This window comes from Streptomyces sp. BL1, from assembly GCF_057628045.1.
Window position 1 is genome coordinate 3,376,776 of sequence record NZ_JBXYWZ010000002.1, and the last position, 13,592, is coordinate 3,390,367.

General features: G+C 72.5%; 11 protein-coding genes. 5 read left to right on the forward strand and 6 right to left on the reverse strand.

Annotation, left to right across the window (positions count from 1 at the left end):
- Positions 1-44: 44 nt before the first annotated feature.
- Positions 45-1,379 carry a hypothetical protein gene (locus AC3AGO_RS14795; protein ID WP_487820667.1) on the forward strand — a complete coding sequence of 445 codons (1,335 nt, stop codon included), beginning with the start codon at positions 45-47 and terminating at the stop codon, positions 1,377-1,379.
- 228 nt (positions 1,380-1,607) lie between these two features.
- Positions 1,608-2,150 (forward strand): DoxX family protein, encoded by a 543-nt coding sequence (locus tag AC3AGO_RS14800; protein WP_487824663.1) that lies wholly within the window; start codon positions 1,608-1,610, stop codon positions 2,148-2,150.
- Here AC3AGO_RS14800 and AC3AGO_RS14805 read toward each other — a convergent pair.
- Both AC3AGO_RS14805 and AC3AGO_RS14810 read right to left on the reverse strand, forming a co-directional pair.
- Positions 2,147-2,386, reverse strand: a complete 240-nt coding sequence (locus AC3AGO_RS14805) for a hypothetical protein (protein ID WP_487820668.1) — start codon at positions 2,384-2,386, stop codon at positions 2,147-2,149. The two genes, AC3AGO_RS14800 and AC3AGO_RS14805, sit on opposite strands and share 4 nt — an antisense overlap.
- Complete coding sequence (locus tag AC3AGO_RS14810; RefSeq protein WP_487820669.1) at positions 2,383-3,939, reverse strand: PspC domain-containing protein; 1,557 nt, start codon at positions 3,937-3,939, stop codon at positions 2,383-2,385. Before AC3AGO_RS14810 ends, AC3AGO_RS14805 begins: the two co-directional genes overlap by 4 nt.
- A 152-nt stretch (positions 3,940-4,091) precedes the next feature.
- Here AC3AGO_RS14810 and AC3AGO_RS14815 point away from each other — a divergent pair, with 152 nt between their 5' ends.
- Positions 4,092-5,414 carry a PspC domain-containing protein gene (locus AC3AGO_RS14815; RefSeq protein ID WP_487820670.1) on the forward strand — a complete coding sequence of 441 codons (1,323 nt, stop codon included), beginning with the start codon at positions 4,092-4,094 and terminating at the stop codon, positions 5,412-5,414.
- A complete protein-coding gene (locus AC3AGO_RS14820; RefSeq protein ID WP_487820671.1) occupies positions 5,411-6,133 on the forward strand; it encodes a LuxR C-terminal-related transcriptional regulator in 723 nt (240 codons plus the stop codon). Before AC3AGO_RS14815 ends, AC3AGO_RS14820 begins: the two co-directional genes overlap by 4 nt.
- Positions 6,134-6,197: 64 nt before the next feature.
- Here AC3AGO_RS14820 and guaA read toward each other — a convergent pair whose 3' ends face one another.
- On the reverse strand, positions 6,198-7,790 hold the full coding sequence (guaA, locus tag AC3AGO_RS14825) for a glutamine-hydrolyzing GMP synthase (protein ID WP_487820672.1): 1,593 nt from the start codon (positions 7,788-7,790) through the stop codon (positions 6,198-6,200).
- Positions 7,791-8,106: 316 nt separating this feature from the next.
- On the opposite strand from guaA, the gene AC3AGO_RS14830 reads away from it, so the two are divergent.
- Entirely contained in the window at positions 8,107-8,391 is a 285-nt protein-coding gene (locus AC3AGO_RS14830; protein ID WP_487820673.1) for a chorismate mutase, read from the forward strand.
- 661 nt (positions 8,392-9,052) lie between these two features.
- On the opposite strand, the gene AC3AGO_RS14835 is transcribed toward AC3AGO_RS14830, so the two are convergent.
- From AC3AGO_RS14835 to AC3AGO_RS14845, 3 genes are all read right to left on the reverse strand, one after another.
- Positions 9,053-10,918, reverse strand: a complete 1,866-nt coding sequence (locus AC3AGO_RS14835; RefSeq protein ID WP_487820674.1) for a GMC oxidoreductase — start codon at positions 10,916-10,918, stop codon at positions 9,053-9,055.
- Between the two features lie 86 nt (positions 10,919-11,004).
- The gene (locus AC3AGO_RS14840; protein WP_487820675.1) at positions 11,005-12,621 is read right to left on the reverse strand and encodes a succinic semialdehyde dehydrogenase; all 1,617 of its coding nucleotides are present in this window, start codon (positions 12,619-12,621) and stop codon (positions 11,005-11,007) included.
- A gap of 115 nt (positions 12,622-12,736) precedes the next feature.
- Positions 12,737-13,489 carry a hypothetical protein gene (locus AC3AGO_RS14845; RefSeq protein WP_487824926.1) on the reverse strand — a complete coding sequence of 251 codons (753 nt, stop codon included), beginning with the start codon at positions 13,487-13,489 and terminating at the stop codon, positions 12,737-12,739.
- Between the last annotated feature and the right edge of the window lie 103 nt (positions 13,490-13,592).

A 13,592-nucleotide genomic window follows, 5' to 3' on the forward strand; every position in this document is an offset into this window, starting at 1 on the left:
CAATCCCCCATCAGCGCTTGGTAGTTGAGAGGCGGGGTTGCACAGTGGCCGTCGATACGGCACGGGACGGCACGCGGGGCTCGGGCTGCGGCAGCGCGGGCAGCGCGCCGAACCCGGACAGTTCACACCATCCGGGCGGTACGCAGGACCGTCCCGGCACAGGCAGTACCGGCAGTACGCACTCGCCGCACTGTGCGAAGGGCGCGCTCCACGACTTCCACCTGCGCCGGGACGAACTGGCGGCCGGCAACGGCGTACCCGCAGCGCTCGCGCACTCCGCGAGCGCCTCCCGGCAGTGGATCTCCGACGAACTCGCCGGAGCCGCGGGCACAGTCGCCGAACACGCCCGCGCCGAGGGCGACTCCTGGCTCACCGGTCTGTGGCGGCACACCCTCGCCGCCGTATGGGCCGCCGTGACGGTGCTGCTCCTGTGCCAGGCGCTCACCGCCATCTCGGCCGGCTGGACGACGGCACGCACCGCGGGACTGGTGGCCGCGGTCCTCACCGCCGTACCGCTCAGCCTCGCCGCGTACTACCACCGGGCCCGCGGCGGCGTCCTCGCCCCCGTCATCGGCGAGGACAACCGGCTGTCCACCTCCCGTACGGTCGCCGGTGCGTGGGTGCTGCTCGCCGCCTACGCGGTGCTCGTCCTCGCCCTCCAGCTGGCCTTCACCGGGGGCGCCGAGGACGGACGCGCCCTGCTGTCGGGGCTCGATCTGGCGCGCGGCGCCGGGCTGTTGACGGTGCTGGCGCTGAGCTGCGCGGTGGCCGTCTTCGTACGCCGCACAGTCGCCGTACGGGTGCAGTCGCAGCGGCTCCAGAAGGTGCGCGCCGACCGGCCCCGCGCCGCCGATCTGCTCACCGACGACGCCGGCCGCGGCTCCTTCTCGGACGTGCAGTACGCGCTGGTCAACGGCGTCGCGGTGCTGTTCGCCGCGGTGCGGCTCGCCCGCATGCCCGAGCAACTGCCCGACCTGCCCTGGGCGCTGGCGGTGCTCGTGGCGGTGTCCACGGCGACGTATCTGGCGGGCAAATACGCGGAGGGCGGCCGGCCGGTCGTGCTGTCGGTCGTCCGGGCACGCGAGATCGGCGATCTGCACGCGCCCATCCGCACCGGCGACGACATCGAGATCCGCGGCGCGGGCTTCGTACCGCCGGGCGCGGGCGCGCCCGACCGGCTGGCCCGGATGGTGGTGCGGATCGGCGCGGTGCACGTCAACGTGCCGCTGATCCCCGTGCCCGGCGGCTTCACCAATCCGGCCGACGCCACCCTGATCGTTCCGGTGCCCGTGGAGGTCGACGCGGGCCGGGTCGACGTGCAGGTGATCACTGCGGCCGGGGTCGAGACGAACCGCTACACCGTCGACGTCGCCGACTGACCGGACTGCCTCCCGCGGGCGGCGGTCCGGCACGGGTCCCGCGCACGGATCCCGGGCCGGGCCCTGTGTCCGCGTCCTGTCTCCGCGTCGTGTGAGTGGCCCGGCGTTCCGTTCCGTACTTGCCTGGAGAGGACGCCGTACGGGAAGAATCGCCCCCGCACCCTCGACACCCCACACTGGCAGCCCGGCTCTTCGGAAGGCGGTAGGCGGATGTCTCTGGCGGATCGGATGGGCGGCGACGACACGCCGCATGCGGTCAACGGTTTCGACGGACCGCAGGGAAGCGGGCCGGCAGGGCTCCGGGGCATGGCCTCGCGCTATGCGCTGCTGCCGCTGCGCGCCTTCCTCGGCATCACCTTCATCTACGCGGGGCTGTACAAGCTGACCGACCCCGCCTTCTTCGGCAACGGCCCGGAGTCACTGGCCGCCCAGCTCGACGCGGTACGGAACACGGCCGGCGTGCCCGCCCTGATCGACCTGGCGCAGCACAGCCCGAACGGCTTCGGCATCGCCATCGCGACCGGTGAGCTGGTCGTCGGGCTGGGCACCCTGGCCGGGCTGTGGGCACGGCTGGCGGCGCTCGGCGGGGCCCTGCTGTCGCTGACGTTCCTGCTGACCATGAGCTGGTCCAGCGAGCCCTACTACCTGGGCAACGACCTCCCGTATCTGATGGCGTGGATCCCGCTGATCTGCGCGGGGGCGCCGATGTTCTCCCTGGACTCGCTGCTCGTACAGCGCCGGAGGCGCAAGGGGCGGCGGATCTTCGGCTAGCCGGTCCCCGGCGGTTCCGGGGCGCTCCCCTCGCGCCGCCGCGCGAGGCGCTGCCGTGCCACGTAGGTCATCACCGCGGTGAAGGCCGCCAGGACCAGCGCGGCCGGCACGAGAATCAGCAACAGCCAGCCGGGCACCTGCCATTCGCCGAGCGCGTCCATCACGAAGGTCAGCGCGGCACCGAGCAGTATCAGACCGAGCAGCAGCAGCGCGGGCTCGAAACGGTGCCGGCTCATCGCAGGGCCGCCGTACGGGAGGCGCCGGCGGGCGACGGCAACGAGGGCTGTCCCGAGGGGGCCGCGGGCAGCCCCGGGGTCGTCGTGGACTGCCCAGTCGACCCCGCCGGTATCCCGTCCGTCCTGACCCCGGACGGGTCCACCTGGACGATCTCGCCCTGGCCGAGGCTCACTTCGAGCTTCAGATCGATCGTCCCCTTCGGCGCCGACGAGGAGCCCAGCGGCTTCAGCGTCGTCTCCAGCCTCCGGTCCAGACCTCCGGAGGTGTCGTGCCCCGTCTGCCCGTCGAGGGACCCGCCGCGCGGAACCCTGATCTCTCCCGCGTCGACATGCGCGTCGAGCCGGACCGCGACACCCTCCGGCACCACGACCTTCAGCTGCCCCGCACCGATCCGGGCCGCCGTCCGCACCGTCTGTCCCTCCTTCAGCTCCAGCCGCCGCAGGTCCAGTTCGCCGTGGCCGCCGTCCAGCCGGTACTCCGGCTGGAGCTTCACCGCCGAAGCCGGCGTCCATCTCCGCTCGTCCCAGTGGGTGCCGATGTCCTTGGGCAGGAGAGCGGCACCGGTCAGCAGCGCCGCGGTGAGCACCACCAGCACGATCGTGCCCGCCCCCAGCCGCCCGAAGAAGGCGCTGACGACCAGCCCGAGGGCGAACACGGCCAGCGCGCAGGCGAATCCGAGCGTCAGGCTCGTACCGAGCGGCCTGCTGCTCCACTCCGCTGCCGTGCCGGCCACGGCCGCGAGGAGCGCGAGCAGCAGCACCGGCCCGCCTATGGACCGCCGCCGCGTCTTCGCCGGCTGCCGGGAGCCGGGACTCTCCACGGCCGGACTCGCGCCCGCCCCGGCTCTCATCCCGGCCGCTTCGGCGTCACTCAGATCGGCCGGCCCCCACAGATAGCCGGAGTCGCCCACCTGTCCGCTGTGCCCGCCGCCGGCGTAGGTGATGTGCAGGCCCGTCGGGTCCTGCCACCACTGCGGCACCTCCCGCACCGGCGGCGCCTTGGCCTCCGGCGGGGCGTCGGCGACGGCATGCGCGGTGGCCGGGTCGAGCGGGGCGCCCTCCGCCTCCGCCGCCTCGGCCTGCCGCCGGTGGCGCGACCAGTAGGCAGCGCCGGCGACCGCCACCGCCAGCATCAGCGAGAAAGCGGTGCTCCGGCTGCCGAGCGAGGCGAGGAAGAGACCGCAGCCGACCAGCGCGAACAGGAAAGCGGCCAGCGAACCGGCCTCGATCCGCCCCGACAGCAGCTTCCGCAGCTCGTTCTCCCGCTCGCCGGACGCGGGGATCAGCAGCCACGCACAGCCGTAGAAGACCAGGCCGAGCCCGCCGACGACGGAGAGCACGGCGAGCGGCACCCGGAACATCACCGGGTCCACGTCGAAATGCCGGCCGAGCCCGGCGCACACGCCGCCGACGACCCGGTGCTTCCTGCTCCGCCTGATCCGCCCGCCGTCCCCCTCGGCAGCAGACGCCCCCGCGGCGCCGCCGCCGGGGGCCGCCGTGGCGGCGGGGCCGTGCGTGCCGTCGTCCCGTGACGGCTGCTGCTCGTCGGTCATGAGGACATGTTCGCCGCTGCGCGCCCCACGTCACATCCGGGACCGACCCGGACACAACCCTGAGATCGGCCTGTCTGCACGCCCGTACCTCAGGGGTCACTCAGGGACGGACCCTGATGCCCCCTCTGCCGCCCGCGTGTGACGATCGGGACATGACCGCCGCACCCCCGGGCCTCGGCGCCGCGTCCGCGGCCGCCGCACCCGACGAGCCGCCGCCGCGCAAGCTGTACCGCAGCGCGGAAGGCCGCATGCTCGGCGGCGTCGCGCGCGGCCTCGCCGGGCATCTCGGGCTGCCGGTCTCCTGGGTGCGGATCGTCATCCTCGCGCTGTGCGTGGCCAACGGCCTCGGGGTGCTGCTGTATGCCGCGTTCTGGTTCGTGGTGCCGCTCGGCACCGGCGGTGTCAGCACCGCGCCGCGCGCCCGGTCCGCCGCGACGGCGACGGACCCCGACGGCAAGCGCCGCCGCGTGGTCCGCAAGCCGGACAAGGGCCAGCTGACGGCGCTGCTGGCGCTGGTCGTGGTGGCCGTGGTGCTGGCGGACAATCTCCAGTTCGGCCGGGCCAACACCTACCTCTGGCCGGTGCTGCTGATCGGCCTCGGCGTGGTCCTGGTCTGGCGCCAGGCCGACAACGCCCGGCGGGAGCACTGGGCCGAAGTCAGCCGCCGCAAGCGGCTGTTGCCGCTCGCCCGCGGCACGGCCGGCGTGCTGCTGGTCGCCGCCGGCGTCACCGGCATCGTCGTCGTGCAGGGCTCGGCCCGGCATCTCGGCCCCGTGCTCCAGGCGGCGCTGGCGATCCTGGTCGGCGTCGCCCTGCTGGCGGGCCCCTATCTCGTGCGGATGATGCAGGATCTCTCCGAGGAGCGGCTGATGCGCATCCGCGCCCAGGAGCGGGCCGAAGTCGCCGCGCACGTCCACGACTCCGTGCTGCACACCCTCACGCTGATCCAGCGCAACGCCGAGCATCCCCGTGAAGTCGCCCGCCTCGCCCGGTCCCAGGAGCGCGAACTGCGCGAGTGGCTCTACAGACCGGACGGCACGGGCAAGGACGAGGCGGAGGCGCCGGAGACCCTGGCGGCGGCGGTCAAGGTGACGGCCGCCGAGGTCGAGGACGCGCACGGCGTCCCGGTCGAGGTCGTCTGTGTCGGCGACTGCCCTCTCGACGATCGGCTCGGCGCCCAGATCCAGGCCGCGCGCGAGGCGATGGTGAACGCCGCCAAGTACGGTGGCGAGCGCGGCACGGTGCAGGTCTTCGCCGAAGTGGAGGAACGCACGGTCTTCGTGTCCGTGCGGGACCGCGGCCCCGGCTTCGATCCGGACACCGTTCCGGAGGACCGGATGGGCGTCCGCGAATCGATCATCGGCCGCATGCAGCGCAACGGCGGCACCGCACGGCTTCGGTCCTCCCCCGGTGAAGGCACCGAGGTGGAGCTGGAGATGGAGCGGGCAGCGGACAAGACGGAGGAGACATCGTGACCGACGAGACCGAGGGGACCGGAGAGTCCGAGGGGACGGGGGCCGCGGCGGACGAGGCGCGCCGGGTGCGGGTGGTTCTCGTCGACGACCACCGGATGTTCCGCGCGGGCGTCCGGGCGGAGATCGGGGTCACGGACGTCACCGGCGTCGATGTGACGGGCGAGGCCGGCGATGTCGACCAGGCGGTCTCCGTCATCGCCGCCACCCGTCCCGATGTCGTGCTGCTGGACGTCCATCTGCCGGGCGGCGGCGGGGTCGAAGTCCTGCGCCGCTGCGCCGCGTTGGCGGCCGACGCCGAGGCGCCGGTGCGCTTCCTGGCGCTGTCGGTCTCCGATGCCGCGGAGGACGTCATCGGCGTCATCCGCGGCGGTGCCCGCGGCTATGTCACCAAGACCATCACCGGCACCGATCTGGTCGGCGCGATCTTCCGGGTCGCGGACGGCGACGCGGTCTTCTCCCCGCGGCTGGCCGGTTTCGTCCTGGACGCCTTCGCGTCCACGGACGCCCCGCCCATCGACGAGGATCTCGACCGGCTCACCCAGCGCGAGCGCGAGGTGCTCCGGCTGATCGCCCGCGGCTATGCCTACAAGGAAGTCGGCAAGCAGCTCTACATCTCGGTCAAGACAGTCGAGTCGCATGTCTCCGCGGTCCTCCGCAAGCTCCAGCTCTCCAACCGCCACGAGCTCACCCGCTGGGCCACAGCCCGCCGCCTGGTCTGACACGAGACAGCGCCACCACCCGGAAAGCGGGCGATGGCGCTGTCGTCGGTCCGTCAGGGGAGAGTCACTCCCACTCGATGGTCCCCGGGGGCTTGCTGGTGACGTCCAGCGTGACGCGGTTGACCTCGGAGACCTCGTTGGTGATGCGGGTCGAGATGCGGCCCAGCACGTCGTACGGCAGCCGCGACCAGTCCGCCGTCATCGCGTCCTCGGAGGAGACGGGGCGCAGTACGACGGGGTGCCCGTAGGTGCGGCCGTCGCCCTGTACGCCGACGCTCCGCACGTCCGCGAGCAGCACCACCGGGCACTGCCAGATCTCGCGGTCGAGGCCGGCGGCGGTCAGTTCCTCGCGGGCGATGGCGTCGGCCTCGCGCAGGATGTCGAGCCGTTCGCGGGTGACCTCGCCGATGATCCGGATGCCCAGGCCGGGGCCGGGGAACGGCTGCCGCTGGACGATCTCGTCCGGCAGGCCGAGTTCCGAACCGACGGCGCGGACCTCGTCCTTGAACAGCTGCCGCAGCGGCTCGATGAGCTCGAACTCGATGTCCTCGGGCAGTCCGCCCACGTTGTGGTGGGACTTGATGTTCGCGGTGCCGGTGCCGCCGCCGGACTCGACGACGTCCGGGTAGAGCGTGCCCTGTACGAGGAAGGCCACGTCCTCGCCGGCCGCGCCTGCCTCGGCGACCAGTTCGGCCTGCGCCTGCTCGAAGACGCGGATGAACTCCCGCCCGATGATCTTCCGCTTCTCCTCGGGGTCGCTGACCCCGGCGAGCGCGTCGAGGAAGCGCTCGGAGGCGTCAACGACCTTGAGGACAGCGCCCGTCGAGGCCACGAAGTCCTTCTCGACCTGCTCCGTCTCGCCCTTGCGCATCAGCCCGTGGTCGACGTACACGCAGGTCAGCTGGGTGCCGATGGCCTTGTTGACCAGGGCCCCGGCAACCGCGGAGTCGACGCCGCCGGACAGTCCGCAGATGGCGCGCTTGCTGCCGACCCGTTCGCGGATCGCCTCGACCTGCTCGTCGACGATGCTCGTCGTCGTCCACGAGGGGGTCAGCCCGGCGCCGCGGTAGAGGAAGTGCTCCAGGACCTGCTGCCCGTAGGTGGAGTGCATGACCTCGGGGTGGTGCTGCACGCCGAAGAGCTTCCGCTCGTCGTTCTCGAAGGCCGCGACCGGGACCAGCTCGGTGGACGCCGTGACCGTGAAGCCCTCGGGCGCCGCGGAGCAGGCGTCGCCGTGCGACATCCACACCTGCTGCCGGTCCGGGGTGCCCTCGAAGAGAGTGGAGTCCGGCTTGCTGACGCTGAGGTCGGTACGGCCGTATTCGCGGCTGCCCGTGTTGTCGACGGTGCCGCCGAGGGTCTGGGCCATCAGCTGGAAGCCGTAGCACATGCCGAAGACGGGGACTCCGGCCTCGAAGAGCGCACGGTCCAGGGAGGGGGCCTCCTCGGCGTACACGGAGGACGGGCCGCCGGAGAGGATGATCGCCGCGGGCTGCTTGGCGAGGATCTCCGACACCGGCATGGTGTGCGGGACGATCTCGCTGTAGACCCGGGCCTCGCGCACACGGCGGGCGATGAGCTGGGCGTACTGCGCGCCGAAGTCGACGACCAGGACAGTGTCGACGGGTGCGTCGGACGGGCGGCGGGTGGGAGCCACGAAGCGGCCTTTCGGCGGTGGAGCTGGGTGTGGACCACCGATTCTACCGGCGCCCGGGAGTGCCACTGGCTCGGCCAGGACTTGGCCGGGGTGGGCGCACGGTGCATACTGTCCGGCATGTTCCAGCACATGACCTTCTGGTTTACCTATGGCACCGGCCCGTCCGGCTGCCGTGGGTCCGTCGGTTGTGCTGCTTGAGCCACTGACAACGACTTACTGGACGCCCCGGGCCCTTCACGGCCCGGGGCGTCCGGCGTTTCCGCTCCCGTGCAGTGAGGATTCCGGGCCGTCCGGCCGACCTCTGAGGAGCAGAGACATGAGCGTGACGGCGGACGACACGGCGGCTGCTGACAACACGGCGGCTACGGAGATCAGCGGCGCGCGCGATCGGATCGACGCGCTGGACGAGCAGATCATCGGGCTCGTGCAGGAACGGATGGCCGTGTCCGGGCACATCCAGCGGACCCGGATCGGGACCGGCGGGCCACGGGTCCACCTGACCCGCGAGATGGAGATCCTCGACCACTACCGGCGCGAACTGGGCCGCCCCGGTACGCAGCTGGCGATGACCCTCCTCGGCCTGTGCCGCGGCCGGCTCTGACAGCACGCCGACGCGGCTATTCGGCCCGGCGCGCGGGCGGTCACCCGTACGGCGCGTGACCGCCCCGCAGGGACTTCGTTGGACGAGGTGTCCCCGATGCCAGCTGGGCGCCCGGCGGCAATGGGGCTGCACCACCGGAGCGATGTGACGCCCGTGTCCGCCTGTCAGGCGGGGCGACCGCGTCGTGGGACCTTCGCTCCGGTGCGCGTGACCGGACGGCAGGGGACAGCAGCCCGGTCACCCACCCCCGCCGGCGGCGGGGGCCGGCGGCCGGTCCCGGGGGACGCTCCGGGTCCGGCCGCTCCGCGGACTCCCCGCGTACGGCAGCCGCTGCGGCCGGCCGCACGGTCCGGACCGCGCGGGCTTCGTCGAATCCGTCGAAACGGTTGCGCGGCATGCGGCGCATCCACCACGATGCAGAGGACAAACCCCGTACCGCACAAGCGCGTTGGCGGTCCGTGGCGGGCAACTGCCATTGGTCCGACCAATTCCGCGCGGCGCTACCCCCCGGCGCCGCACCTCAGCGCGGGCGCTGCCCTGACGCCCGTGCTGAACGCCAAGGGCCCCGCGGCGCCGCCACCCACCCGGCAGCCCCCCGGGGCCCTTCGCTTCTCCCGGACCTCTCCGGGACTTCTCGCGAAGCCGCCTCTCCCGCCGCGGGTCAGTCTCCCTGGGCGGGTTCGGCCGCCGCCTTCTCCTCACCGGCCGCCGCCTCGCGCGCCGGCACCTTGGGTACGGGGAGCAGCAGTTGCCCGAACGCGCCCTCGGGGACGGCTGGTTGGCGGGGCGGGACGGGGTCGAGGCGTACGTATTCCGCGTCCTGCGCGGGCCGGGTGTCGGCCTCGCCGTTGTTGGGCCACAGGGACAGGGCGCGTTCGGCCTGTGCGGTGATGGTGAGGGAGGGGTTGACGCCGAGGTTGGCGGAGACGGCGGAGCCGTCGACGACGGAGATGCCGGGGTGGCCGTAGAGGCGGTGGTAGGGGTCGATGACGCCGTGGTCGGCGTCCGACGCGATGGGGCAGCCGCCCAGGAAGTGCGCGGTGAGCGGCATGTTCAGCAGCTCGCCCACGTTCGTGCCGGCGAAGCCGTTGATCTCCGTGGCGAGCTTGCGGGCCGCGTCGGCGCCTTCCGGGATGTGCACCGGGTTCGGTGCTCCGTGCCCCTGCTTCGCCGTCAACAGGCCCTTGCCCAGGCCCTTTTCCTTCCGGTACGTGGTGAGCGAGTTGTCGTGCGTCTGCATCACCAGACCGATGATGATCCGCTCCGACCACTTGCGTGCCGACAGCGACCGCGCGAACGTCACCGGCTGCCGCAGGCACGTACCGATGTGCGCCAGCGCGCCCGGCAGCTTCGTGCCCTGCCGCACCTGCACCGTCGTCAGGGCGCTCATCGCGTTCGACCCCTTGCCGTACCGCACGGGCTCGATGTGCGTGTGGTCGTTCGGGTGCACCGACGAGGTGATGGCCACGCCCTGCGAGAAGTCGGGTTTGCTGCCCCATTTCTTCTCGTACCGGCGGTCGACCGTCTGGGCGCCCACCAGGGCCTCGGAGTTGGTGCGGGTCAGCTCGCCGAGCTTCGGCGACAGCCGCGGCAGCCTGCCCTCGTCCCGCATCCGGTGCAGCAGGGCCTGCGTACCGTACGTCCCGGCCGCGACGACCACCTTGCGGCAGCGCAGCACCCGCGGGGGCGCCTTCTTCCTGTCCGTACGGACGCAGGTCACCGCATAGCCGCCGTCGCCGTCCCCTTCGGACAGTCCGTCGGTGGCGGCGAGTTCCTCGATGGCGCTGACCGTCGTCATCGGGTGGATGACGGCGCCGGCCTTCTCCGCCAGATACAGGTAGTTCTCGTTGAGGGTGTTCTTCGCGCCGCGCCGGCAGCCGGTCATGCACTCGCCGCACTCGGTGCACGCCGTGCGGGAGGGGCCCGCGCCGCCGAAGTACGGGTCCGGCACCTCGCCGCCGGGCCGGGTCGCACTGTTGCCGTCCGCGTCCTGCCCGTCGCCGAAGAACACGCCGACGGGCGCCATGTGGAAGGTGTCGCCCACGCCCATCTCGTCGGCCGCCGCGCGCAGATGGACGTCGGACGGCGTCATGGTCGGGTTGAGCCGTACGCCGAGCATCCGCTGCGCCTGGTCGTAGAAGGGCTTCAACTCCTCCTGCCAGTCGGTGATGTGGCCCCACTGGCGGTCCTGGAAGAAGGCCGGCGGCGGTACGTACAGCGTGTTGGCGTAGTTCAGCGAGCCGCCGCCCACACCGGCCCCCGCGAGGATCATCACGTTGCTCATCACGTGGATCCGCTGGATGCCGTACAGCCCGAGGGCGGGCGCCCACACGTAGTTCTTGACGTCCCAGGAGTTCTTGGGCAGCGAGTCGCGGGTGAAGCGGCGGCCGGCCTCCAGCACGCCGACCCGGTAGCCCTTCTCGGTCAGCCGCAGTGCGGAGACCGCGCCCCCGAAGCCGGAGCCGACGACAAGCACGTCATAGTGGTACGAATCTGCCTTTTCCTGGACAGACTTCTCCTCCGACACGGGGACCTCCGGAAAGACTGTGCGGCTCGGAAAGTGACCTGCTGGGCGCCGGGGCCGAGGGGAAGGGGCCCCGGCGCCCGGTCCGGTCAGCGGAAGCGGAAGGCCTTCAGGGCCTTCAGCGAAGCACTCATGAACGCTGCGTACTTCTCGTCGTCCATCCCCAGCGAGGGCGCCATGGGCAGCACCCGCTGGTGGGCGACGGTCTGCACCTCGGTGTACTTGAGGATGCCCTCGGACCCGTGCCGGCGCCCGAGCCCGGAATCGCCCATGCCGCCCATCGGCGCCTGCACGCTGCCGTACGCGGAGGCGTAGCCCTCGTTCACGTTGACCGTGCCGGTGCGCAGCTTGGCGGCGACGTCGCGGGCGCGCCGGCCGTTCTTGCTCCACACGCTGGAATTCAGCCCGTACGGCGTCGCGTTCGCGAGCGACACGGCTTCGTCCTCGTCCGAGAAGCGGTATATGGAGACGACGGGGCCGAAGGTCTCCTCGCCGCACACGGCCATCGGGGACTCGACGCCGTCCAGGATCGTCGGCTCGTAGAAGAGCGGACCGATGTCGGGCCGGGCCCGCCCGCCGGCGAGTATCTTCGCGCCCTTCGACACGGCTTCCTCGACATGCCGGCTGACGGTCTCCAGCTGCCGTTCGCCGACCAGCGAGCCCATCTCGGCGCCGTACGCGAGGGAGTTGCCGAGGCGCATGGCCTTCGTACGGGCGACGAAGCGCTCCAGGAAGGCGTCGGCCACGGCCTCGTGCACGTACAGCCGCTCGATGGAGATGCACAGCTGGCCCGCGGACGAGAACGCGCCGCGCACGGCGCCCGCCGCGGCCTTGTCCAGGTCGGCGTCCTCCAGTACGAGCATGGCGTTCTTGCCGCCCAGCTCCAGGGAGCAGCCCACCAGTCGGGCCGCCGCCTTCTGGGCGACCTCGCGTCCCGTACGGGTCGACCCTGTGAACGACACGTAGTCACCGCGGTCCACGACCTCGGGGCCTATGACCGGGCCGTCCCCTATGACGACCTGCCACACGTCGGCGGGCAGCCCCGCCTCGATGAGCTGCTCGCGGGCCCACAGGGCGGTCAGCGCGGTCTCGGTGTCCGGCTTCATGACGACGGCGTTGCCCGCGGCGAAGGCCGGCAGGGCGTCCCCCACGGACAGCTCGAACGGGTAGTTCCAGGGCGCGATCTGGCCCACCACGCCCCGCGGGTGGCGCAGTTCGGTCACCTTGGTGAGCGTGGGGATCGCGCCGGTGTGACCGCGCGGGCGCAGATAGGACGGGGCCTTGCGGCCGTAGTGCCGGGCCGCGACGGCCACGGCCTGCACCTCTTCGTGCCCGTGCAGCCGCGCCTTGCCGGTCTCCAGCTGGATCAGGTCCAGCACCTCGGCCTGCCGCTGCAGCACCAGGTCGTGGAAGCGCAGCAGCACGGCGGCCCGCTCCCGTACGGGCCTGGCGGCCCAGGCGCGCTGGGCGGCGCGGGCGCGGTCGAAGGCGGCGGCGACGTCCTCCGGCGTGGACTCGGGGAGCTCGGCCAGCCGCTCGCCCGTGAAGGGGTTGTGGCTCGCCGTACTGCCGCTGCCCGCAACCCCGTGGGTGAGGCGTGCGACGAGGTCGGGGGTGACCACGTCGGCAGCGGTGCGGACCCCGGCGGGAGCAGGGGCGACCGGATTGCCATCGGCTTCGCTGACTATGGCGTTCGAGTCCGTCATAGCGCTGAGACTAGGACGGTGAGTGCGCCCCCGTATACCCGTCGGTAATCACTTTTCACGGAATCCGCCAGTGTTCACTGGCAGAACGCGTCCGCATCGTCCGGACTGCGTGCCATCAGCCGAAATCCGCTGCCGCCGCGTCGAAGAGGGCCTCGCCGTCCACCTCCGCGTCCTCGGACTCCGGGACGGAGACCCGGAGTTGGTACATCCCCTCGCCCTCGCCCTCCGGGCCCGGCACGACCAGATTGCGCTGCACGATGTGCTTGCTGGGCCCGCCGTCGGCGCCCATGGTCTGCAGCGCCACGGTGTAGCGGGCGGCGGGGCGGCCCGCGTGCCGCGTCTCCGCCAGCACGCCGGGTTCCGTACGGGCGGTGCGACGGCCGCTGCTGTCGCGCGCTCCGCGGGTCAGCGTGCCGATCTCCCTGCGGGCCCAGGCACCCGGGTCGCCGGGGCCCGCGCCACTGTCGCGGTACACCTCGATCCACACCTGCTTGTCCTCCGGATCCCGGTAGACGATCCGGTCCCCCTCGGCGCTGCGCACGAAGCTCGCCGGTACGGCGATCCGGTAGCCGAGCTCCCCCTCGCGGTACGTCCGGCTCCGCTTCTTCCAGGCCGGTTCCGGCGCGGCGGACACCGAACTCCGGGCCCGCGGCGGCCCGTTGCCGTCCGGCCCGGAACCGTCCCCGGCGTCGCGCAGCAGAAACCAGCTTCCGGACCCCGCGGCCAGAAGCGCGCACACGGCGACACCCAGCAGCAGGGGGCGCACCCGGCGCCGACGGAGCGCGGGACCCTCCTCGGGATGCGCGCCGGGGGCCGGGTGGGGGTTCGCTTCGGGGTGCGGGGTCGGGGTCGGGCTCGGGGTTCGCATCGGGGTGCGTCCCTGCCCGGACGCGCTGCGTGGGGACGTCGGGGTCGGGCTCGGGGTCGGGCTCCGGGTCGGACTCGGGGTCGGCTACGGGCTCGGCCCCGGG

What these genes read in the sequence shown, in the direction of transcription:
- AC3AGO_RS14800 (WP_487824663.1), top strand. Translation starts at nt 1,608, where the DNA reads ATGGGCGGCGACGACACGCCGCATGCGGTCAACGGTTTCGACGGACCG.
- AC3AGO_RS14805 (WP_487820668.1), bottom strand. Translation starts at nt 2,386, where the DNA reads ATGAGCCGGCACCGTTTCGAGCCCGCGCTGCTGCTGCTCGGTCTGATA.
- AC3AGO_RS14810 (WP_487820669.1), bottom strand. Translation starts at nt 3,939, where the DNA reads ATGACCGACGAGCAGCAGCCGTCACGGGACGACGGCACGCACGGCCCC.
- AC3AGO_RS14815 (WP_487820670.1), top strand. Translation starts at nt 4,092, where the DNA reads ATGACCGCCGCACCCCCGGGCCTCGGCGCCGCGTCCGCGGCCGCCGCA.
- AC3AGO_RS14830 (WP_487820673.1), top strand. Translation starts at nt 8,107, where the DNA reads ATGAGCGTGACGGCGGACGACACGGCGGCTGCTGACAACACGGCGGCT.
- AC3AGO_RS14840 (WP_487820675.1), bottom strand. Translation starts at nt 12,621, where the DNA reads ATGACGGACTCGAACGCCATAGTCAGCGAAGCCGATGGCAATCCGGTC.
- AC3AGO_RS14845 (WP_487824926.1), bottom strand. Translation starts at nt 13,489, where the DNA reads ATGCGAACCCCGAGCCCGACCCCGACCCCGCACCCCGAAGCGAACCCC.